At 57.2% G+C, this 22,740-nt stretch carries 23 protein-coding genes; 5 read left to right on the forward strand and 18 right to left on the reverse strand.

Annotation, left to right across the window (positions count from 1 at the left end):
- Window positions 1-16: 16 nt before the first annotated feature.
- Together ABIE60_RS01985 and phrB are read left to right on the forward strand one after the other, a co-directional pair.
- Window positions 17-979 carry a YbgA family protein gene (locus ABIE60_RS01985; protein ID WP_354467325.1) on the forward strand — a complete coding sequence of 321 codons (963 nt, stop codon included), beginning with the start codon at window positions 17-19 and terminating at the stop codon, window positions 977-979.
- Window positions 980-2,362, forward strand: a complete 1,383-nt coding sequence (gene phrB, locus ABIE60_RS01990) for a deoxyribodipyrimidine photo-lyase (protein WP_354467327.1) — start codon at window positions 980-982, stop codon at window positions 2,360-2,362.
- Here the strand turns inward: phrB and ABIE60_RS01995 are convergent, their stop codons facing one another.
- A complete protein-coding gene (locus ABIE60_RS01995; RefSeq protein ID WP_354467329.1) occupies window positions 2,363-2,833 on the reverse strand; it encodes a Dps family protein in 471 nt (156 codons plus the stop codon).
- A 341-nt stretch (window positions 2,834-3,174) separates the two neighbouring features.
- Here ABIE60_RS01995 and ahpC point away from each other — a divergent pair, with 341 nt between their 5' ends.
- Together ahpC and ahpF are read left to right on the forward strand one after the other, a co-directional pair.
- Entirely contained in the window at window positions 3,175-3,732 is a 558-nt protein-coding gene (gene ahpC / locus ABIE60_RS02000; RefSeq protein ID WP_502914934.1) for an alkyl hydroperoxide reductase subunit C, read from the forward strand.
- A gap of 127 nt (window positions 3,733-3,859) precedes the next feature.
- Entirely contained in the window at window positions 3,860-5,398 is a 1,539-nt protein-coding gene (ahpF, locus tag ABIE60_RS02005; protein ID WP_354467333.1) for an alkyl hydroperoxide reductase subunit F, read from the forward strand.
- Between the two features lie 65 nt (window positions 5,399-5,463).
- Here ahpF and ABIE60_RS02010 read toward each other — a convergent pair whose 3' ends face one another.
- From ABIE60_RS02010 to ABIE60_RS02035, 6 genes are all read right to left on the reverse strand, one after another.
- Window positions 5,464-6,030 (reverse strand): PH domain-containing protein, encoded by a 567-nt coding sequence (locus ABIE60_RS02010; protein ID WP_354467334.1) that lies wholly within the window; start codon window positions 6,028-6,030, stop codon window positions 5,464-5,466.
- 124 nt (window positions 6,031-6,154) lie between these two features.
- Window positions 6,155-7,054 (reverse strand): SphA family protein, encoded by a 900-nt coding sequence (locus tag ABIE60_RS02015; RefSeq protein WP_354467336.1) that lies wholly within the window; start codon window positions 7,052-7,054, stop codon window positions 6,155-6,157.
- 61 nt (window positions 7,055-7,115) lie between these two features.
- Window positions 7,116-7,658 (reverse strand): flavin reductase family protein, encoded by a 543-nt coding sequence (locus ABIE60_RS02020; RefSeq protein WP_354467337.1) that lies wholly within the window; start codon window positions 7,656-7,658, stop codon window positions 7,116-7,118.
- 1 nt (window position 7,659) lies between these two features.
- Window positions 7,660-8,904, reverse strand: a complete 1,245-nt coding sequence (locus ABIE60_RS02025; protein WP_354467339.1) for a styrene monooxygenase/indole monooxygenase family protein — start codon at window positions 8,902-8,904, stop codon at window positions 7,660-7,662.
- 72 nt (window positions 8,905-8,976) lie between these two features.
- A complete protein-coding gene (locus tag ABIE60_RS02030) occupies window positions 8,977-9,765 on the reverse strand; it encodes an SDR family oxidoreductase (RefSeq protein ID WP_354467341.1) in 789 nt (262 codons plus the stop codon).
- A 10-nt stretch (window positions 9,766-9,775) separates the two neighbouring features.
- Window positions 9,776-11,011 carry a dienelactone hydrolase family protein gene (locus tag ABIE60_RS02035; RefSeq protein ID WP_354467343.1) on the reverse strand — a complete coding sequence of 412 codons (1,236 nt, stop codon included), beginning with the start codon at window positions 11,009-11,011 and terminating at the stop codon, window positions 9,776-9,778.
- A 213-nt stretch (window positions 11,012-11,224) separates the two neighbouring features.
- On the opposite strand from ABIE60_RS02035, the gene ABIE60_RS02040 reads away from it, so the two are divergent.
- On the forward strand, window positions 11,225-12,235 hold the full coding sequence (locus tag ABIE60_RS02040) for an AraC family transcriptional regulator (protein WP_354467345.1): 1,011 nt from the start codon (window positions 11,225-11,227) through the stop codon (window positions 12,233-12,235).
- 33 nt (window positions 12,236-12,268) lie between these two features.
- Here the strand turns inward: ABIE60_RS02040 and ABIE60_RS02045 are convergent, their stop codons facing one another.
- From ABIE60_RS02045 to ABIE60_RS02095, 11 genes are all read right to left on the reverse strand, one after another.
- Window positions 12,269-13,528: a TRAP transporter large permease gene (locus tag ABIE60_RS02045; protein WP_354467347.1), complete on the reverse strand. Its 1,260-nt coding sequence runs from the start codon at window positions 13,526-13,528 to the stop codon at window positions 12,269-12,271.
- On the reverse strand, window positions 13,525-14,073 hold the full coding sequence (locus ABIE60_RS02050) for a TRAP transporter small permease (protein WP_354467349.1): 549 nt from the start codon (window positions 14,071-14,073) through the stop codon (window positions 13,525-13,527). Before ABIE60_RS02050 ends, ABIE60_RS02045 begins: the two co-directional genes overlap by 4 nt.
- A gap of 57 nt (window positions 14,074-14,130) precedes the next feature.
- The gene (locus tag ABIE60_RS02055; RefSeq protein ID WP_354467350.1) at window positions 14,131-15,117 is read right to left on the reverse strand and encodes a TRAP transporter substrate-binding protein; all 987 of its coding nucleotides are present in this window, start codon (window positions 15,115-15,117) and stop codon (window positions 14,131-14,133) included.
- 180 nt (window positions 15,118-15,297) lie between these two features.
- On the reverse strand, window positions 15,298-16,227 hold the full coding sequence (locus ABIE60_RS02060) for a ZIP family metal transporter (RefSeq protein ID WP_354467352.1): 930 nt from the start codon (window positions 16,225-16,227) through the stop codon (window positions 15,298-15,300).
- A gap of 128 nt (window positions 16,228-16,355) precedes the next feature.
- Window positions 16,356-17,144, reverse strand: coding sequence for a histidinol-phosphatase (hisN, locus tag ABIE60_RS02065; RefSeq protein WP_354467353.1), 789 nt, complete (start codon window positions 17,142-17,144; stop codon window positions 16,356-16,358).
- Window positions 17,145-17,276: 132 nt separating this feature from the next.
- Window positions 17,277-17,468 carry a 4-oxalocrotonate tautomerase gene (locus tag ABIE60_RS02070; RefSeq protein ID WP_091825178.1) on the reverse strand — a complete coding sequence of 64 codons (192 nt, stop codon included), beginning with the start codon at window positions 17,466-17,468 and terminating at the stop codon, window positions 17,277-17,279.
- A 10-nt stretch (window positions 17,469-17,478) separates the two neighbouring features.
- Window positions 17,479-18,285 (reverse strand): 2-oxo-3-hexenedioate decarboxylase, encoded by an 807-nt coding sequence (dmpH, locus tag ABIE60_RS02075; protein ID WP_354467355.1) that lies wholly within the window; start codon window positions 18,283-18,285, stop codon window positions 17,479-17,481.
- Window positions 18,285-19,313: a 4-hydroxy-2-oxovalerate aldolase gene (dmpG, locus tag ABIE60_RS02080; RefSeq protein ID WP_354467356.1), complete on the reverse strand. Its 1,029-nt coding sequence runs from the start codon at window positions 19,311-19,313 to the stop codon at window positions 18,285-18,287. The genes dmpH and dmpG overlap by 1 nt, the downstream gene beginning before the upstream one ends.
- 14 nt (window positions 19,314-19,327) lie before the next feature.
- A complete protein-coding gene (locus ABIE60_RS02085) occupies window positions 19,328-20,239 on the reverse strand; it encodes an acetaldehyde dehydrogenase (acetylating) (RefSeq protein WP_354467358.1) in 912 nt (303 codons plus the stop codon).
- 29 nt (window positions 20,240-20,268) lie between these two features.
- A complete protein-coding gene (gene dmpE, locus ABIE60_RS02090) occupies window positions 20,269-21,054 on the reverse strand; it encodes a 2-oxopent-4-enoate hydratase (protein ID WP_354467360.1) in 786 nt (261 codons plus the stop codon).
- Between the two features lie 10 nt (window positions 21,055-21,064).
- Window positions 21,065-22,525, reverse strand: coding sequence for a 2-hydroxymuconic semialdehyde dehydrogenase (locus tag ABIE60_RS02095; RefSeq protein ID WP_354467362.1), 1,461 nt, complete (start codon window positions 22,523-22,525; stop codon window positions 21,065-21,067).
- Window positions 22,526-22,740: the final 215 nt, after the last annotated feature.

The raw sequence follows: 22,740 nt of genomic DNA on the forward strand, positions 1-22,740 counted from the left end.
TTAACAGGGAGTACACATGTCGGCTCAGCCTGAACACAAGATACCGGTCGGCATCAGCGCCTGCCTGACCGGCGAGAAGGTACGCTACAACGGCGGCCACAAACAGTCCCGCTACTGTCTTGACGTACTGCAGGATTGTTTCGAGTTCAAGCTGTTCTGTCCTGAAGTGGCCGCCGGTTTGGGTGTTCCACGCGAGCCCATTCGGCTGGTCGGTCTGGCCGGCGAGTTGCCACGTGCGCTGGGCACCAACGATCCTGATATGGATGCAACCGACGATCTACTGTCGGTGGGCACACGTTTCGCCGAGCAGAATACCGCGTTGCGCGGCTTTATCCTGATGAAGGGCTCACCCAGCTGCGGCATGGAGCGGGTCAAGGTATACCACCCCAACGGCATGCCCAATACAGCCGATCAGGGTCTGTTTGTGCGCGCTCTGCGTCAGGTCAATCCTGTGCTGCCGCTGGAAGAGGAAGCCCGCATGAACGATGCAGTGCTGAGGGAAAACTTCATTGTGCGGGTGTTTGCCTATGACGACTGGAAAACCAGCGTTGAGCCGGAACCGTCCTACCACGCCATCATTCAGTTCCACAGTCGACAAAAATACCTGCTGATGGCGCACCACTATGAAGGCTACCGCGAACTGGGCCGCTACCTGGCCGATGCCCACGATCAGCCCCTTGCCGAGGTGATGCAGCATTATCTCCTTCGCTTCATGCACCACCTGAGCTGCAAGGCGAACCGCAAGACACACACCAATGTGCTGATGCATCTTCTGGGGTACCTGAAGAAAGAGATCGACAGTGACTGCAAGCAGGAACTGATCGACGCCATCGAACAATACCGGCAGGGGCATGTACACCTGGTGGTGCCACTCGCATTGCTCAAGCACTACATCAAGCGCTACGGCTCCGATTACATTCGTGCACAGACCTACCTGAATCCGCACCCACATGAACTGGGGCTGAGGAACTACATCTGAATGCAACTCGTCTGGTTTCGCAATGACCTGCGCCTGCAGGACAATCCGGCGCTGGCCGCCGCCTGCAGCAGCACCGGGCCGGTCACGGCAGTGGTCTGTCTCACGCCCGGGCAATGGGCGCAGCACAATGAATCGCCCGCCCGCATCGCTTACTGGCATGACCGCCTGGCGTGGCTGGAAGCCGAGCTTGACAACCGCAACATAAGGCTGATCCGGCTGCCGTTGCAGCATTTCAGTGACTGCCCCGCGGCGCTTCTGGCGCTGTGCCGGGAGCTGAACGCCAGCGCTCTGCATTTCAATTACGAATACCCGCTCAACGAGCAGAACCGAGACCGTGCCGTTTGCCAGGCACTACAGGCTGTTGGTACCCCCGCCTGGGGATACCATGGCGACCTGATTCTGCCACCGGGCAGTGTACTGACCGGCAACGGCGGGCCATTCAAGGTATTCACCCCTTTCAGTCGCGCCTGGCGTCGCCAATTGCTGCAGACGGATCATGCACCTGTTGCGGCACCCACCGCAGTAAAAACCACGGGCTCACCGATCACGGTCAGCACTGGCGAGACCGGCAACAGTGACTATGATCGCACACGCTGGCCGGTTGAACAGAATCGGCTGGAGGCTCAGCTTGAGCGGTTTATTTATGAGCGCGAGGCTGATTACGCGCGTCTGCGCGATTTTCCAGCGCTCAACGGCACCTCTGCGCTGTCACCGGCACTGAGCATCGGCGCACTGTCCGCTCGGCAATGTCTGGCGGCCCTGCAACTGGCACGCATTGGTGACAGCTGGCTGGAAAGTACCTGGCTGAATGAGCTGATCTGGCGTGAGTTCTACCGTCACCTGCTGGTTGCCTTTCCCGGCCAGAGCCGGCTGGAGCCGTTCAGACCCGAAGTTGAGGCGCGAATCAGCTGGCTGGAGAACGAGGCGGCCTTTGAGGCCTGGAAAGCGGGCGAAACCGGTTACCCGATCGTCGACGCCGCCATGAAACAGTTGCTCGCCACTGGGTGGATGCATAACCGTCTGCGCATGATTGTGGCCAGCTTTTTGACCAAGCTGCTGCGCATCGACTGGCGTCGTGGCGAGGCCTTCTTCATGTCAAAGCTGATCGATGGGGACTTTGCCTCCAACCTGGGCGGCTGGGCGTGGAGCGCATCGGTGGGCGCGGATGCTGCACCCTACTTCCGCATCTTCAATCCACAATTGCAGAGCGAGAAGTTTGATCCCAAAGGGGAGTTTATTGCACATTGGCTGCCACAGCTGGACAAGCTGCCGGCAAGGGAACGTCACAAGCCCGGAGCGGGACAACACCTCGGTCGTCCCGCTCCGGTTGTAGACTACAAGCGTGCCCGTCAGGCCGCGCTTGATGATTACAGCGGCAGCTGATCAGCCCATCCAGGCACTGAACATCCACACGGTTTTTTCCTGCTGGGTGATGTAGTCACTCATCAGGGTAGCCGTGCCCTCATCCTGCGCTTCCTGCGCCAGCTCCATCACTTCGCGTTGCATGCTGATCAACTGCTTGTAGCCCTCAAGCAGTCCCTGCACACAGAGCTTGCCCTCTGTGACGTTCTTGGCTTCCTTGATGTCACTGTTTTCAAGGTACGCACTGAATGCATGCATCGGCCGATGCCCCAGCGTCAGCACACGCTCGGCAATCTCATCCACCTTGAGCAGCAGATCGTTGTACTGCTCTTCGAACTTCACATGCAGTTCAAAAAACTCGGGGCCGCGTACATTCCAGTGGTAACCGCGCACGTTCATGTAAAAAATCTGATAGCTGGCCAGCAGCTTATTGAGTTTGTCTGCCAGCTGCTTCGATTTATCGCTGTCCAGTCCGATACGGTTGGTTTGCATATTCGCCTCCTTACTTGGCTTGGCGTAGAAAAACGGTCCTTACATCATTCTTCGGGGCGACTCTGCCTGGTTTCAACCCCTGATGGCTGCATTATATTGCATGGCCTATATCCGGTACGGACACCAGCGGTGTTTGCCAGAGCTCAGACCCGGTGGCAGTTGCCATTCGTCAAGATCAGCATAAACTGACGTGGACTGTTTTGCAGCATCATCATTGATAGTTAAAATTTATCAACCAATTAGCAGCTATCAATTTCATTAGACTGCAATTCTGCTCTAGTATTGTCTTCGACTTCAAAACGATCCACTCAATCGAGCCAAGGAGAAATACACACATGGGTATCGTCAATACCGAAATCAAACCGTTCAAGGCAACTGCATTCAAAGCGGGTGAGTTCGTTGAAATCACCGAAGCTGATGTAAAAGGCAAGTGGGCCGTATTCTTCTTCTACCCGGCTGACTTCACTTTCGTCTGCCCGACCGAGCTGGGTGACGTAGCTGACAAATATGAAGAACTGCAGAAGCTGGGCGTTGAAGTGTACTCCGTGTCTACCGACACTCACTTCACCCACAAGGCATGGCACGACACGTCTGAAACCATCGGCAAGATCCAGTACTACATGGTTGGCGACCAGACCGGCACCATCACCAACAACTTCGGTGTCATGCGTGAAGGCATGGGTCTGGCTGACCGCGCCACCTTCCTGATCGACCCGCAGGGTGTGATCCAGGCTGTTGAAATCACTGCTGAAGGCATCGGCCGTGACGCTGACGACCTGCTGCGCAAGGTTAAAGCCGCTCAGTACGTAGCGTCTCATCCGGGTGAAGTATGCCCGGCGAAGTGGAAAGAAGGCGAAGCCACTCTGGCACCGTCTCTGGACCTGGTTGGCAAGATCTAAGATCAGCCTGCTGTCCCCCGCCGGTTTGCACTGACCGGCGGGTCTTCCTCTCTCCCCCCGCTTTGCAAAATCCTTTTCGTTATACATGCTTGTCTGACACGACCTCACCAAACACAGGGATACGTATATGTTGGATGCCAATCTGAAACAGCAATTGAACACCTACCTGCAGAATATTGTGGCCCCGATTGAGCTGAGCGTGTCGAGTAACGACAGCCCCAAATCCCGAGAACTCAGCGATCTGGCACAGGAGATTGCTGAGCTTAATGAAAAAATCACCCTCAGACAGGTTGATGGCGCACGCGCTCCCAGTCTGGCGGTTGGTCCTGCCGGTCAGGCACCGCGGGTGAACTTCGCCGGTATCCCCATGGGCCACGAGTTCACCTCGCTGGTGCTGGCACTGCTGCAGGCCGGTGGTCACCCGTCCAAGGCTGATGCCGCGCTGCAGGAGCAGATCCGTAACCTAAAGGGCGAGTTCCACTTCGAGACCTACATCTCGCTGTCATGCCAGAACTGCCCGGACGTGGTACAGGCGCTGAACCTGATGGCAGTGCTGAATCCGAACATCACCCACACCATGATCGACGGTGCGCTGTTCCAGAAAGAGGTGGAAGAACGTCAGATCATGGCCGTTCCTTCCGTCTACCTGAACGGTGAACACTTCGGTCAGGGCCGCATGACGCTGCCGGAGATCGTCAACAAGCTGGACACCGGCGCCGCTGAGAAAAAGGCAGCCGAGCTGAACGAGCGCGAGCCCTACGAAGTCTTGATTGTTGGTGGCGGCCCCGCCGGGGCTTCAGCAGCAATTTACGCGGCACGCAAGGGTATCCGCACCGGCCTGGTAGCCGAACGGTTTGGTGGACAGGTGATGGATACCGTCGGTATCGAGAACTTCATCTCCGTGCCCTACACCGAAGGCCCGAAACTGGTGGCCAGCCTGGAGCAGCACGTTAACGAGTATGAAGTGGACGTGATCACCGAACAGTCCGCCGCCAAGCTGACCAAGGGCGAACTGATCGAGGTGGAACTGGCCAGCGGCGCGACCCTGAAAAGCCGCAGCGTGATTCTAGCCACCGGTGCCCGCTGGCGTGAAATGAACGTGCCGGGCGAGCAGGAATACCGCGGCAAGGGCGTGGCCTACTGCCCGCACTGCGACGGTCCGCTGTTCAAGGGCAAGAGCGTGGCGGTGATCGGTGGCGGCAACTCCGGCATCGAAGCGGCAATCGACCTGGCCGGACTCGTGAAAGATGTAACGGTGCTGGAGTTCTCCGACACCCTGCGCGCCGACAGCGTGCTGGTGAAGAAGGCGGAATCTCTGCCCAACATCAAGATCATCAAGCAGGCGATGACCACCGAGGTGCTGGGTGATGGCAACAAGGTGATCGGTCTGAAATACAAGGACCGCAAGACCGATGAGTCTCATGTGGTGGATGTGGCCGGTATCTTCGTTCAGATCGGTCTGGTGCCGAACAGCGAGTGGCTGAAGAACACCCTGGAACTGACCGAGCGCGGCGAGATCGTCATCGACAGCCACGGCGCCACCTCTATGCCGGGTGTATTCGCCGCCGGCGATGTGACCGCCACACCGTACAAGCAGATCATCATCTCAATGGGGTCCGGCTCGACCGCTGCACTGGGTGCCTTTGACTACCTGATCCGTAACTGATCCGCCTTTGGGTGGCGATGCCCGCATCGTCACCTACCCCTGAACAGCGCAGCCCTGAGCCAATATCATTCCTGGGGCTGTTTATTCCGCCGAGCCAGTACAATACGATCAATCTTTTCCCTCACCTCGTCAGGTTTGCGGACAAAGGTAAACCGCAACTGGTTATTCCCCCTGCCGGCAATTATCAGGCTGGCATGCCCCAACAAGCGCCCAAACAGGCTTTGATGCAGCGATACGCCATCTACGCTGAGCAGGTAGAGTTCATCTGTAGCACGCCCCACAAAGCCGCGGCGGTTCATTACACGCAGGCTGGTAACCGAGTAGCGACGGCTCGCTTCGCGCATCAGCTGGCGCAACGCCCCCACACCGACCAGCAGCGCCAGCAGGCCGAACAGGGCCGCTATCCAGCTGGCCGGTATGCCCGCCCCTTCCCACAGAAAGCGGGTAGCCAGCTCACGGTACTGCCCCACCAGCCACCAACTGTCCCAGAACGGCACCTCTGCCATCGCCTTGAACATGCCCCAGAACAGAAGCAGTGCAATGGTCAGATCAAACAGGCCACGCAACAACGCCAGGGGGGAGCGACGAATTTCGAGCAATATTTTTTCGTTGGGGAGCATGAGACCATCCATAACAGCATCCTTGTTCAAAGCACATTGTACCGAGATTTTAGCAGTATCGCTCTGCAGGCACATGACAAGGGAAGAATGGGCACGCGGTAAACGCCGGCCCTGTGAGCAGGGCCGGCAAGACCGATCAGAAGGGGATGATGGTCTTGATCCAGAAGGCATCACCTTCCGGGCGGTTTTCGACAGCAAATTCCTGCTGATATTTCAACGAGATGAAAAAGCCCTGGCCGTTGTCGTACTTGATCGATGGACCAATGGCGAAGGCCTGTCCCTCATTGCCGATTTTGACACCGTTCACCTTGTCCGGTGTGGTCTGTTTGTAACCATAGCCCCCCACACCCACGACCCAATTGGGACTGACGCCGTAGCCAAGCGAGTAATCAAAATGAAGCTCCTGGCCTGACTGGTAGTTCGTATCGTCGTTCTCGAAGTTGTAGTCATACATCAGCTTGATGTCGGCATTCCAGCCGGTAGGGTTTACCCAGGAAGCGGCATAGGCGGCCTGTACCGCCCAATAGTTGCGTCCAATATTGGCCATCGCTCCCGTATCGTACTCACCGATAGGGACAAACACATCCATACCCACCACCGAATGGAAATTCGGGCTGTGATGGTAAGCCAGCGCGAAGGCTGTCAGATCAAGGTCACCAACACCCTGATTGCGGTCGCTCATTCCGTTAACGGACACATCCAAATCCACCAGCGGCAATAAAGCTGCATGGAACAGTTGACCACCCAGAATGGTCCTGTCGGTTACCCAAACCAGACGCGGTGCCACGACGTTGGCACGCAAGCGAAAATCGATCGGCAGGCTGTCGCCGGAGTTATCCTTCAGGTCATCCGCTGAATAGCGGTTGGCATAGATCAGTGGATACACCCCAGGCGGTGGCAGGGCCCCCATCAGGTAGTTCTCGGCTCCCATCGGATAGTTGGAGCCACCCCCCTCTGTCGCCCGAGCCTCAACAGTCAACATCAATGTCAGCGCAATGGCGGCGGCCAACCCCTGTTTACTTGATACATTCATCATGCACAGAATCCTGTGTTGTTATTGTTATCAGGGCACCGCGCAAAGACAGCGCCCTGTGGTTTCAATTTGCCAGCTGTACAAATGCCCCTCTGTAAAACAGCAAGGGCTCGCTCGGTAAGGTCGTCAATGCATCAACACGTCCGACGATCAATAGGTGGTCTCCCAACACCCGCGTGAACTCCACCGTACACTCCAACTGTGCCTGCGCCCCATCAAGCAGCGGCACCCGATGACTGTTGAGTTGGTACTCCACGTCCCGGAACTTGTCTTCCACCGGGCGAGCAAACTGCAACGCAAGCGCTTCCTGTTCTCGTTGAAGGACGTTAATCGCAAACGGTCGCCCCTCTTCAAAAGCACCGCAGTTTGGCGATCGCAGCGCCAGACTCCAGAGCACCAGCGGCGGCTCCAGAGACAAAGAAGAGAAAGAGTTCGCCGTTATCCCGACCGGCTGCCCATCGCTCCCCGGAGCCGTTACCACTGTCACCCCGGTTGCAAACAGCCCAAGCGCATCACGCAGTGTTCGCGGATCGATTGAAGGTGCGAGCGTAGCAGCGGCAGGCGCGCTCGCTTCGATGGCAGCATTGGCAGTGTTCATTGTCGTCATCTCAGGCGGCTCCCTGTTGCATATGGGTGTTGATCAGGCTCTCGCACGCGTCGGCATCCAGCCACCAGGGCATGTAGTCGGGCGGGTTGTCGAAACCGTTGGCAAGACGCGCTGCCAGCGATGGTGACTGTTGGGCAGCTCCCAACAGTTCAAGAATGTGCGGCGGCGGGGGCAGAAGGAAAGCATTGGTCCACTCGACCACCTGAGACGCATACGCCCAGTAAGTTTCAAAGGTCTGCTGCATCCACTGTTCCGTGAACGGCTGTTCGCCATGAGACAGTATCGCTTCGAGGTACACCCGGCTGCACTTTGCGCCATTATTGGAGCCTTGGCCGGTGATTGGATCGTTCACCACCAGCGCATCTGCAATACCCATTACCTTGCGACCTGACGGCAGAGTTGCCACTGGCTTGCGGACCGTTGGTGCGAAACGGCCGGCCAGCACGCCACCATCATCCGTCAGCTCAACGTTATGGCAGCGTTCGGCTTCCCAGGGCGCATAGGTACGGATGATTTCAAGGCTGCGCTGCAGGTGCTCCTGCGGCGTAGTGACATCGCCCCAGCAGTCCATGGGGCCGCCCGGGATCCCCTCAAAAACCATAATTTCACAGGGGCCGCTCAAGGTGAGAGCCGGAAAGACAAAGTATTCGCCCACTCCCGGTATCAGATTGAAGGCCACACGAGAGTAGGGCTCTTTGGGGGTCATGCCGTGAACGTAGGTCAGCGCCAATGCGCGCTGCGGCTTATCAAAGCGAGAGCGCTGTTCATCACGTTCAAACATGCGCACAATTTCGCCCTTGCCAGCGGCTACCAATACCAGCTCATAGGCTGCCGCCAACTCTTCCAGCTCTGCAATGCCCACGTCACAGATCTGCAGCTCACCACCCAGCCGTTCAAATTCATCCATCCAGACCGGCATTTTCAGGCGTTGATCCACTGACTGCGCCTTATTGTCCAGTCGGGCAGACCAGTCGATCAACCTGTCACCTGCCTTCTCGGGATTGGGGACTGACACCCCTATTCCCTCTACCGGTGGGCAGTCGTGTTCCCAGAAATTCAAGCCCAGCTCTCGCTCGGTCTGCAGTGCCTGATCAAACATGCACTGACTGGACATCACCTTACCGCCGCGAATCTGATCGCCGGTACGGTTGGAAAGAATGGTCACGTCATAACCGGCCTTGAGCAGGCCGATACCGGTTTGCAGGCCAGACTGGCCCGCACCTACGATTGCGATTTTGCGTGTCATGGAGAGACTCCGATCTTATTGTTATGCCGCCGGCCGACTGACTCGACCCGCTATTGAGTTAAAGCCGGACGGTTATTCCGCCAGCTTGGGAATGGCCGGTTCCTGCTGTTCAGGCCCCAATGAGGAATAGCCACCATCAACGGCGTAGTCCGCACCGGTTACAAAACTTGCCCTTGGCGAGCAGAGGAAAAGCACCACTTCCGCCACTTCATCAGGACCACCCAGACGCCCCAACATGTGAAAAGGGGCTGCAACACGGTCAGCCTTGGCTCGGTCACCGCCACTGACCTCTTCAATTACACGAGACCAGGTCCAGCCCGGCGAGACCGAGTTGACCCGAATGCCATCCGCGGCGAAATCCAGTGCCATGCTGCGGGTCAAATGCTTGAGAGCCGCTTTGCTGGCGGGGTAAATCCAGCGGCCGGTCTGGGCGGCCTGAGCCGAAATGCTGGTAAAGTTGACGATGCAGCCGCCGTTTGACTCGCTCAGCCAGGGACGCACTGCCCGTGCGGCCATGACGGCACTGACCACATTGATGTCCAACGCCTTGAGCCAGTCCTCACGGTTGGAGTCGGCGCCCTCGTCGAGGTAACTGCACGCCAGATTAATCAGAAAATGCAGCCCGCCGAAGTGCTCTGCCGTCTGCCTTACAGCGGCTTCGAGCTGACTGTCGTCGGTAATGTCGGTTTCGATAAACAGAGCTGCAGGACCCAACCGGTCAGCCAGATTCGCGCCAGCCTGGGCATCGATATCCAGAATCGCCACATTGGCTCCATCGCGAACAAAGGCTTCAGCCAGAGCCGCACCAATCAAGGTGGCCCCGCCTGTGATCAACGCCGTGCGGTTATTGAACTCATTCATGGCCGCGTCCTCACTCCTTTCCAGCGCTGCTGGGCCAGGTTGGCATCAGCTCATTGGATGGCAGAGTCTCGTCCAGCAATTTGGCGGCCGTTTCACGACCGGCCACCGGCAATCCCTTGGGATCCAGTACGCCCAGCTGTACCAGTACCGTGGCCTGATCCCAGTAGATATGCTCGTGATAAAGCTTGTCGCCGCGGAATTTCACCACTGCAACAAAAGGAACTTCCACATACTTGCCGGTCGGCTCGATACCTGGCACCAGCCAGTCGATTTCGCGGTCATGGGTAAAACAGAACAGCAGCTCATCCACGATCTGGGTATCCCCTATGGTGCGGGAAATCGGGATCAGCTTGGTGTCAGCCGGATTTGAGTTGACGAAGTGATGTTTGTAAAAACGGTACAGGTCCTTGTAACCCACCCCGCCGGTCAGCGTCGGAATGTGGTTAACATAGGGGTCTGCCACCATGGTTGCCATGGTATCGTCGACGTTGCGGGTATCGAATTCGTACTCACAGTGCTTGTCCCACAGGTGAGACAGGTTGTAATGAGGACCGATGGCTCGGCGCAATACGGCAACTGAACGTTCATGAGCAATCAGGGCTGAAGGTTTGTGATAATGCTCAGAGCCTGGACGCGCAAAGGCATGATCTACCCCGGGGTAGAGGTACAGCTCAACATTCTCGCGCGACTCCAGAGCCGCAAAGATATCGTTACGTGCGGAGGCCGGACAGTATTCATCGTTCTCGGCAAAATGCAGCAGCAGGCGTCCCTTAATGTTATCCGCTTCGTCCAGGTGGTTCTCCATCCCCATGCCGTAGTAACCGATGGCCGCATCCACGTCACAGCGACAGGCCGTCAGATACGCCATGCGAGCACCCAGGCAAAAGCCCAGTACAGCAGCGCCCCCGGTACACTCTTCCCGGCTGCGCAGGGCTGTCAGGGCGGCATCAATATCATCAACACCCTTGTCCTGATCAAAGCCCTGATAAAGCCCAAACGCCTTCTGCCAGGAGTTCTGGTCATAGCCCAGCTCTACATTGGCCTCCTGACGCCAGAACAGGTCCGGCACCAGAACGACATACCCCTCCTCGGCATAGTAGTCCGCGATCTGGCGCATCGTAGCGTTGACACCAAAAATCTCCTGCAGCAAAACCAGACCCGGACCCGTCCCTGCCGACGGAACCGCCAGATAACCGGCAAATACGCCTGAACCGTCTTTTGAGTCGATATCAATCTGAATTCCCATATATGGCTCCTTTTATTATTTTTCATATTACAGAGCCCATACTATTTAGAATTCGCCTTTTTAAACGATCCATTTCCAGCAGCAACTATCCATATAGTGCAGAAAAGTAAAATTGTTTATCCACCTCCTGCACATCACCTGTTTATAATGATCACACCCTGAGCAGCCGCAGCTCTAAATGCGGAAAGATAAATATAAGAAGGGAAGTAGCCCATGCCACCCAAAAAAGCCATTCCGCCCGTGTTGGCGAACGCCTTGCTGTACCAGCCCGAAAATCTGGTACTGAGCTCATGCGATATTGACGAGGTCAGAAATACGGTTGGCCAGTCATTCAAGCCTCATAATTTGAAGCCTGTCCGACACACGTCCGCTCTCGAATCCAGACTGCACCAGTTTTCAGTGGGGCACGTCTCATTTCACCGACTTAAGTATGGTGGAGAGGTCGAGGTTGACCCGGAATGTCTGGACGACTTTTTCCTGGTCCAGATGCCGCTGGCAGGCAAGGCCGAGATCAGTTGTGGTGACTGTTCGTTACTCTCAAACTGCCAGCAGGGAGTGGTTTTAAACCCGACCCAACGTCTCAAGATGCACTACAACAGCGAATGCGATCAGTTGATGCTGCGCATTAGCCGCCTGGAGCTGGAGCAAGTCTGCAGCCGTTTGTTGGGGCACAACCTCAAACATCCGATAGAGTTTGACTGTCACCTTGACTGGCTGCACTCGCCTGCCTGGCTGCATATGCTTGAATACATCATTCAGCTGCAAAAAGATGCACCTGACTGTCTTCAGCAAACGCTGGTGTCCCGGCAGCTGGAAGAGCTGGTCATCAGCACTCTGCTGAGCCAGCAGTCCAGCAATTACCTGGAGGAGCTCACACAGGATGCTCGCTCACTGGCTCCCCGCCATGTCAAACGAGTGGAAGAATACATCGAGACCCATGCTCAGGACCCGCTCACTCCCGGCATGCTGGCCGAACTGGCGGGTGTAAGCGTACGTACACTGTATGCCGGGTTTCGCGACTTTCGCCACATGAGTCCGATGGAGTTCCTGCGTAACGTTCGGCTCCAGCGCGTACGAGAATCGCTACAGAATCCTGATAATCACCGGACCGTTACCGACACAGCCATACACTGGGGGTTTTCACATATGGGGCGCTTCAGCAAGGAATATCAGCTGCTGTTTGGCGAGAAGCCCAGCCAAACCAAACGCAAGGCGCAGGCCTGAAAGCCCGCGCCTTGCCTTGAGTCTGATGACCGGTTAGAGCAGCATCAGTGACAGCTGAGGGAAAGCACTGAGCAGTACCAGAGTGACCAGTGTTGCCAGCAGGAACGGCAGCAGTGAGCGAAAGATTTTCATCGGCGGGATGCCGGTCATTGACGACCCGATGAACAACCCTGCCCCCACAGGTGGTGTCAGCAGCCCCATGACCAGCGTCAGACACACCACAACACCAAACTGATAGGCACTGATATCAAACTGTTGCTGTGCGATCGGCAACAGGATGGGCACCACCAGAATCAGGGCCGCGATGCCATCGATCACCATGCCCACCAGAATCAGTACACCTACCACCATCAGCAGGAACACAAAGGGATCTGCCGTCTGCTGTGCAATCCACGCGGCGGCCGCCTGCGGAATCTGCTCGTACACAATCACCCAGCCAAACACACCAGCTGCCGAGATCAGCATGATCACCATGCCAGAGTTAAGGGCGGTGCGCTTGAGAATCTCCGGTAGGTGGGAAAACTTCAGGTCTTTATAGACATACTTGCCGATCAACAGTGCGGCCAGCGAGGCCAGCGCGGCCGACTCCGTCGGTGTCGCCAGGCCAGTGAGAATGCCGCCTATGATTACCATGGGTATGAGACCGGCAGGAATCCCCATCAACAGGTAGCTTTTCATCTGTTTGCGGTCAGGCCACTGACCGGCAGGATACTGCTGTACCAGCCCAATTACGGCAATGACAATAAAAAACAGCCCCGACATCAACAGTCCCGGTACGATACCGGCGATGAACATCTCTGCAATGGGGATCTGCGCCAGTACCCCAAAGAGAACAAACAGCATGGAGGGCGGAATGATGGGCGAGAGCAAACCGCCCGCAGCCGTAATCGCGGCCGCATAGGAGCCGGAGTACCCCTCTTTCTCCATTGCAGGCACCATGGCGCGCGACATGATCGCGATCTGTGATGCTGCCGATCCCATGATCGCGGCCATCATCATGTTGGCGACCAGGTTGATATAGGCAAGCCCACCCCTGAAGCCACCGACAAAGATGCGCGCCAGATTGATCAGGCGGGAGGTCAGCCCACCCTCGTTCATCAGCTCGCCGGCCAGCATGAACAGCGGAATCGCCAGCAGACCGTAGCTCTCGATGGCGCCGAAGAGTTGCTGCGGATAGGAGCTGAACAGCACCGTATTACCGGAAGTTGCGATATACCAGAGCGCCGTCAGGGCCAAAACAAGCGCGATGGGAACAGCACAGAAAAGAAGTACCAGAAAAAACGCCAGTGTCATACAGCCGCCCTTTTGAAATAAATCGCCCGCTTAAGGCTGCCCAGAATATTGCCGGCAGCATGGATCGAAAGGCTGAATGCAAACCAGGGCAGTATCAGCCAAGGCCATATCTTGCGCACCCCCAGAGTGTTTGTTTTTTCAGAATATACAAAGTTGAATGTATCACCCTGAAAGGCACGAATATCGAAATCAAAGGAATACAGCGTTGCGGGCTCAAGCCAGCGCCAACATAGCAGCATTAAACTGACTGCAAAGGTCAGAATCATCAAGTCGGAAAAGCATTGCATCCAGATCCTGCTGCGTTCGCCCAGCAGATCGACCAAAAGAGTGACCGCAATGATCTGACGTTTTTTAAGCACAACCGATGTAGCCAGAAATGTGGTCCAGACCATGGCATAGATAGCCAGCTCATCGACCCAGTAGATCGCCATCCCCAGGGAGCGGCTGGCGATGTTCAGCAAAACCAAAAGCGTCACAGCTGCGGCCAATGTGGCTGCCGCGGCCATCTCAATTTTGGCCAGAGCTTCGGAAAAGGTTTTCAACATGTTGAATCCTCACCCGCAGCGGCTGAGCGCTGCGGGCTTTTACTAAATCGCTCTGGATCAGTTAGCCTTGATCTCGGCGGCAGCCTGTCGCAGGCTGGGCAACGATTTGGCCTTGTTGGACCAGATTTTTTCCCAATCACTGATGGCAGTGGCAAAATCGTCCTTGCCTGCTTCTTCAATGGTGATATCGAGTGCACGCAGCTGCTGCTCCTGCTGACGCTCCTGCTGCTGGAAGTGATCAATCACTCCATCCAGGTGCTTACGCATGCTCGTCTGGAACAGCTGACGATCCTCTTTGCTCAGATCTTTCCAAACGCGACCGGACACAACACCCACCATCGGGAACATCATGTGGTTCGAAATCAGCAGGTTATCGGCACGCTCATAAAACTTGAAGATCAGGATGGAGTCGAAATCCATGTCAATTGCATCGATCTGCCCATTGGCCAGCGCATCGTATACGGCCGGCAGCGGCAGAGGAGTCGGCGCAGCACCGGTTGCGATATAGAAATCACGCAGCGGCTCGAACGGCGTAATGCGCAGTTTCTTGCCAGCCAAGTCTTGCGGTCCTTTGGCAGCTGTACGGCTCATGACCTGACGCATCCCCGCCATGCCGTAGCCAACACCGACCAGTCCTGCTTCGGCGGGTAGCTGATCCAGCAGCTCAATAGCCGTGTCAGAACGCAGCAGTGCCGCCGCCTGATCAATATTGTCAACCAGATAGGGCGCGTAAAGTGCACCAAAATCAGGTACTCGGTTGGAGATCTCGGCGATGGTCAAAAACGCCATATCCAGCGCACCGGTTTGCAGCTGCTGCACCATCTGAGCTTCATTGCCCAGCTGCTGAGCCGGAAATATTGCAATACTATGCTCGCCACCGGATTGCTCTTTCACCTCATTGGCGAAGGCCTCGGCAGCCTGTGTCCACTGATGAGACGGAGGGGTAATCAGGCCAAGACGGAAGTCGCGGGCATGTGCCGGCAGCACCATCGCAAGTGCCAATGCTCCGGTCATAACAGGACTGAGAAAGCGTTTGATCGACATCTGTAAACTCCGATATTTTATAATTTTGAGCTGGAATGGTGACATAGCCGAGTGCAAGGATACCTCATTCCAATTTATCGATGGATCAAACTAAAGATTGTTTAGCCCGAAAAATATCAAGCCTTGTGATACTAGTCATCAGGCAGTGAATCAAACCGGTGAACCAAGGTGAAAAGCCGCCTACCCCACTACCGTATCCAGTACCAGCATGGCGGCAAAACCGCCCATCAGGCCGATGGTGGCCGGTGTCTGGTGGCCGTTGCGGTGGGTTTCGGGAATGACCTCATGAGATACCACAAAAATCATGGCACCGGCGGCAAGACCCAGCCCCACCGGGTAAGCGAGCGGCAGACCACCGGCCAGACCGATGCCCAGAAACGCACCCAGCAGTTCCATAAGACCGGTGCCTGATGCCACCACTGCAGCCATCACCGGGCTCAACATTGCAGCCCTGAGCGCAAGCGCAACGGCCAGACCCTCGGGGACGTTCTGACATAGAATGGCGATAGTAAGCGGCATGCCAACGCTCATATCGTTGTTGGCAAAACTGACACCGATCGCCATGCCTTCGGGGAGGTTATGCAGTGCGATCGCCAGAAAGAACAGCCAGACTCGGCCGATTCGCTCGCATCCCGGACCACAGGGACCCTCGTTTTCATGCTCATGCGGGGTGAACTTGTCCAGCCCCAGCATCAGCAGCACACCCAGCCCCATACCGGTAATCACGACTGCGACGGCAACCGCACCAACCGATACCAACTGCTCGGCGGCTTCAATACCCGGCAAAATCAAGGCAAATGCACTGGCCGCCAGCATCATACCGGCAGCAAACCCAAGCATCGTATCCTGTGTTTTGGCCTTGATATCACGCAGCAGCAACGCCAGGCTGGCACCTATGGCCGTTGAAACAAAACCGCCCAGACCGCCAAGCATCGCATAGCCGAAACGCTCACCACCGCCATTGCCGATCTCGACCAGACTGTTCTGCAACAGCAGCAACAGCACAGCCGAAATGGCAACGGCCATACCGATGGCCGCAAAACGATGCTGACGAATCTCGCGCCAGAGCGCATCACGAAAGCTGTAACCGGGTGCCTGAACCTGATCCATGACAGCAGTACCATTCCTGGGGCATTTCGTTCCATCTTAGCGCCGCGCTGAGCACGGCGTCCAATCGGTTCAGGCTATATGTCTGATCAGCGGAATCAATCCGGCAGAACGATCCACGCGCTCAGATTTCAGGCCGGAACCTGGCGCAGGATCTCGATCAATTGAGCATGCAGTTGCGGGTCACCACAGGCGACCACCGCCCCCCCATGCTGCGCATCGCCTCCCTGCCAGTTGGTGATGACGCCACCGGCCGCTTCGATGATCGGAATCAGCGCTTGCACATCATAGGGCTTGAGGTCTGCCTCGATGATGATATCCACAAGGCCGGAAGCCAGCATGCAATAAGCGTAACAGTCGCCGCCAAAGCGCATCAGTTTGACCTGGCGTGCAACACCCTGAAAGGCGGACAGCTGTTCATCAGTGCTGAACATGTCCGGCGTGGTACACATCAAAACCGCTGCAGCGAGATCAGGGCAGGCTCGGGTCGTCAGGCGCTTGCCGTCAGCCCAGGCGCCGGAGGCAGAGCCGATGAACCGCTCCCCGGTAAAAGGCTGATTCATCACCCCCAGCACTGGACGATTACCGTCGTTCAACGCAATCAGCGTACCCCACAGGGGCATTCCCGTGATGAATGCCCGTGTTCCATCAATCGGATCAAGCACCCATGTCCATGGGCTGCTCCCCTCCACGCGATCCTCTTCCTCTCCGAGAATACCGTGCTCGGGGTATCGGGCCTGGATCTGCTCCCGCATGACGCGCTCGGCGGCCTGGTCAGCCTCGGATACGGGGTCGAAACGGCCCTGTCCCTTGTCACTGACAGCAAGCGAGGAGCGAAAATAGGGTTTTATGACCTCGGCCGAGGTATCGGCCAGGTGTTCGGCAAAGGCCATGAATTCGGCCAATTGATTGTCGTGCATGAGCCCCTCTGCGAGATAATGTCCCAAAGACGCGATTGTATACGGGCCGTATCAGGCTCGCAAAAAGAACCCCGCCATTGGCGGGGTAAAAGCTACAGTCAACGAGAGTCGAAACGATGGAACCGCCGGGGCCTAGCGCCCCAGCTTTTTGGCCGACTGGCCACCGATGCCGAAATGCTGTTTCGGCATCTCGGTAATGATGACCCGTACATTGGCCTCGGGAGAGTCGAGTGAGCGAGCAATCGCGCTGGTCACTTCTGCGATCAACTGCTCTTTCTGCTCATCCGAACGCCCTTCCATGATATGGATTTGTGCAACGGGCATGACGGCCTCCTCAGACGAACTTGCCGCTCAGAGTACCCAGACCCTGATAACGCACGGTGAAGGCATCACCCTTGTTCACCTGTACCGCAGCCGTGATGGCGCCGATCATGATGAAGCTGCCGGCCGGCAGGCTTTCACCACGGTCAGCCATCATGTTGGCCAGCATGGCAACGGAGGCAGCCGGATGACCCAGTACGGCAGCGCCGGCACCGGTCTGTACCACTTCACCGTTGATCTCCATGACCACACCGATGTTTTTCAGATCCACATCAGCGATATCGGCCATGCGGCCACCGGTGATGAAGCGGCTGGAAGAGGAGTTGTCGGCAATCACGCTCTTGAGGTCGAATTTGAAATCCTTGTAGCGCGAGTCGATCACTTCAACGGCCGGCATGACGAAGTCGGTGGCGCGCAGCACATCACCGATATGCACGCCCGGGCCCTTCAGCTCTTCTTTCAGCACGAACGCAAGCTCGGCTTCAATCTTCGGGTGGATCAGCTCATCGTGCTTGATCTCGCCACCTTCAGGTACACTGAAGTAGTCGGCCAGGAAGCCGTAGCAGGGCTGCTCGACACCCATCTGCGCCATCTTGGCCCAGGAGGTCAGACCCATCTTCATACCGACGATCTTGTGACCACGCTCTTCCTTGCGGCGACGAATTTCCCACTGAATGTCGAACGCATCCTTGTAGGTCATCTGCGGGAAGTCATCGGTGATCTTGGTGATCTCGTAGGCTTCCAGTTCGGCGTTTTCGCAGTGAATCGCCAGCTCTTCAATCTGAGATTGTGTCAGCTTGTTTTCGTATACTTCAGCCATCAGATCAGCCCCTTTTCTTTCGCCATGGTCAGTGCCAGGTCTTCAATCATGTCTTCCTGACCACCCACGGTACCGCGGCGGCCGAGCTCTACCAGAATGTCACGGGCGGAGATGCCGTACTTCTCTTCTGCGCGCTTGGCGAACAACAGGAAGGAGGAGTACACACCGGCGTAGCCCAGGGTCAGTGCGTTGCGATCGACGCGGATCGGCTGGTCCATGATCGGCACGATCAGGTCTTCGGCCACATCCATGATCTTGTACAGATCAACGCCTGTTTCCACACCCATGCGATCCAGCACGGCGCAGAACACTTCTAGCGGCGTGTTGCCGGCACCGGCACCCAGACCCGCTACGGAGCCGTCGATGCGCGTGGCACCGGCTTCAATCGCGGCCAGGGAGTTGGCGATCGCCATGCCCATGTTGTGGTGACCGTGGAAGCCGATCTCGACCTCTTTCGGCAGTTCGGCACGCAGCAGGCCGATGCGGGCAGTGACGTCATCCGGCAGCATGTAGCCGGCCGAGTCGGTAGCGTAGATGCAGTTGGCGCCGTAGCTGACCATCAGTTTGGCCTGTTCCAGGATCTTCTCCGGGCTGACCATGTGGGCCATCATCAGGAAGCCGACGGTGTCCATTTCCATCTTGGCGGCCATGCCGATATGCTGCTCGGACACGTCCGCTTCGGTGCAGTGGGTGGCCACGCGAATGGTGGACACGCCGCAGTCCTTGGCCATCTTCAGATGGTCAACGGTACCGATCCCCGGCAGCAGCAGCGCGGAGATTTTGGCGTTTTTCATTTTGGGCACGACGGCGTTGAGGTATTCCTCATCGCTGTGGGCCGGGAAGCCGTAGTTGACGGAGGCGCCGCCCAGCCCATCGCCGTGGGTGACTTCGATCAGCGGCATACCGGCTTCATCCATGCCGGTAGCGATGCGGACCATTTCGTCCAGGCTGATCTGGTGACGCTTTGCGTGCATACCGTCACGCAGGCTCATGTCGTGCAGGGTTACTTTCTTGCCGTTCAGGTTCATGTGCTGTTCTCCCCTTAGCCGCGTGCAGGCAGTGTGATGACGCCGTTGGCCGCTTCTTCAGCGAACATCTCGGCGGTGCGCAAGCCGGCAGCGGTCATGATGTCCAGGTTGCCGGCGTACTTGGGCAGGAAGTCACCCAGGCCTTCCACTTCCATGAAGCAGGAGACGCGGTTGCCATCGAAGATTGGACCATTGACCAGACGGTAGCCCGGTACGTACTTCTGCACCTCTTTCACCATGGCGTGCACGGACTCGGTGATGGCGGCCTGATCCGGCTCGCCTTCGGTGAGGCAGTGGATGGTGTCACGCATGATCAGCGGCGGCTCGGCCGGGTTGATGATGATGATCGCCTTGCCCTGCTTGGCACCGCCCACCTTCTCTACGGCACCGGCGGTGGTGCGGGTGAATTCGTCGATGTTCTGACGCGTGCCCGGCCCGACGGAGCGGGAGGAGACGGTGGCGATGATCTCGCCGTATTCAACCGGCTGTACACGGCTGACTGCTGCGACCATCGGGATGGTCGCCTGGCCACCGCAGGTGACCATGTTGACGTTCATCTCCAGGTTCTTGGCGTGGTCGGCCAGGTTCACCGGCGGCACGCAGAACGGGCCGATGGCGGCGGGGGTCAGGTCAACCATGATCACGCCCAGTTCGTTCAGCTTGCGGCTGTTCTCGGCATGCACGTAGGCGGAGGTGGCGTCGAAGGCGACACGGATATCGTCTTCAATGATATGCGGCAGAATGCCATCCACGCCGGTGGCGCAGGTCTTGATGCCCATTTCGGCGGCGCGCTTGAGGCCTTCGGACTCGGGGTCGATGCCCACCATCCAGACCGGCTCGATCCACTCGGAACGCTGCATTTTCATCAGCAGGTCGGTGCCGATGTTACCCGGGCCAATGATGACCGCTTTGAGTTTTTTGCTCATGTTTTTATTCCTGTAATCAACGAGACCGATCAGACAAAACGGACAGATGCGCTGCCGATGCCACCGATGCTGACACTCATGAAATCACCCGCCTTGACCGGCTCCAGCGGAACCAGAGAACCGGACAGAATCACTTCACCGGCCTTCAGCGGAATGCCGAACTGGCCCAGAGTGTTGGCCAGCCAGGTTACGCAGTTCACCGGGCTGCCCAGTGCTGCGGCACCAGCACCGGTGCTGATGATGGAACCGTTTTTCTCCACCACCATGCCGCAGGTGGCCAGATCGACCTTGCGCGGATCAACCGCACGGTCACCCAGTACAAACAGACCACAGGAGGCGTTGTCTGCCACGGTATCCTGAATCTTGATCTCCCAGTTCTCGACGCGGGAGTCCACCACTTCAAAGCAGGGAATGACGCAATCGGTCGCCGCCAGGACATCGGCATTGGTGATGCCAGGGCCCATCAGGTCCCTTTTCAGGATGAACGCGATCTCGCCCTCAGCCTTGGGCTGCATCAGACGCTCGGAGATCGGCATCTCTTCACCTTGGCTGAACGCCATAGAGTCGGTCAGGTAACCAAAGTCCGGCTGGCCAACCTTGAGCATGTTCTGCACCGCCTTGGAGGTCAGACCGATTTTCTTGCCGATCACACGCTCGCCGGCTTCGATGCGGCGTTCCAGCATGCGCAGGGAAATATGGTAGGCGTCATCAATGGTGATATCGCTGAAGCGTTCGGTCAGCGGACGCACCGGCGTGCGCTTGATCATCGCTTCGTACAGTTCGTCACCACACGCCTGAATCTGTTGCTTATCCATGATTTGTCCCTTACAGCTTGATGCAGATGTTTTTGGTTTCGGTGTAGAACTCGAGTCCGTGCACCCCGCCTTCGCGGCCGATACCGGACTGCTTGGCACCACCGAAGGAGGTACGCAAGTCACGCAGGAACCAGGAGTTGACCCAGGCCAGACCCACTTCCATCTGCTCGGCAACACGCACCGCACGGGATGAATTCTCGGTCCAGATGGCGCACGCCAGTCCGTACTCGGTGTCATTGGCCAGCTCGATCACCTCTTCTTCGGTGTCGAACGGACGAATATGGCAGCAAGGACCAAAGATCTCTTCACGGATCACGCGGGCATCATCAGACAGGCCGGTCCAGATGGTCGGCTCAATCCAGGCACCGTCATTCAGCTCTGCGCCCATGTCCGGGATGCCGCCGCCGATCTCGACCGTTGCACCCTCTTCGCGGGCCAGATCGTAGTAGTATTTGACCTTGTTGCGGTGCTCCAGACTGACCAGCGGGCCAAAGTTGGCAGCGGGGTCTTCCGGACGGCCCAGCTTCAGCTTGGCCACCTCTTCCTTCATCCGCGACAGGAACTTGTCGAAAATGGGGCGCTCAACGTAGACACGTTCGGTACCCAGACACACCTGACCGCAGTTGACGAATGCGGAACGCATGGTGCCTTCAACGGCTTTCTCGATATCGCAATCAGCAAACACGATGCCCGGGTTCTTGCCGCCACACTCCATGGAGATGTTGCGCAGGCCCACGGAGGCAGCGCGCATGATCGCCTCACCGGTACGGGTTTCACCGGTAAAAGTGATGGCATTGATCAGCGGGTGAGTGGTCAGGAATTCGCCCGCAGAGTTGGGGCCAAAACCGTGCACCACGTTGAATACACCCGGCGGCACGCCACACTCGTTCATCACTTCACCCAGCAGGGTGGTGGTAGCCGGTGTCTCTTCAGACGGCTTGACCACAACGGTGTTGCCACAGGCCAGTGCCGGACCGACCTTGAAGGTCATCAACAGCAGCGGCAGGTTCCATGGCGAGATAACCGCGATGACGCCCTTGGGTGTACGATGACCCACGTTCAGCGCACCCTGTCCATCCGGCGTATCCATGCGGAACGCTTCAGTAGGATGGTTGGCAAGGGTTTCGGAGAAGGCCTTGAAGTTGGCCGCACCACGCGGAATGTCGATGTGGCTGGCGATGGAACGCGGCTTGCCGGTATCGAGACACTCGGCTGCGAGAAACTCTTCAAAACGCTCGTTGATGCGATCCGCAACCTTGTTCAGCAGCGTGGTACGCTGGGCCTGAGTCAACTTGCTCCAGGGACCTTTCAGCGCGGCCTTGGCGGCGCGCACCGCAGCATCGACTTCAGCCTCACCGGCTTCATGGACCATACCGATCAGGCTGTTGTCCACCGGGCAACGGTTCTCGAAGGTCTTGCCGCTGGCTGAGGCGACATACTCACCGTTGATAAAGTGTTTGAACTCTTTCATGGCTCACCTTGTTGGTTGCGACCGGGTTGATCAGGTCGCGGACTTTTATGGTCGGATTACACAGTCACTGCCTGTACTGAAGGCGGTGCATTAGAGTGAAATCCAGTATAGCGTTGCAAAAACGGGATAGAAGGCGCAAAAACGGGGGTTGGTGATTCCAGTTTCGGGAATTAGGATCATACATGGAATATCGACAGGGAACTTTGTTTTTACCG

Source organism: Marinobacterium sp. MBR-109, assembly GCF_040547565.1.
In the GTDB taxonomy this organism is placed as follows: Bacteria; Pseudomonadota; Gammaproteobacteria; order Pseudomonadales; family Balneatricaceae; genus Marinobacterium.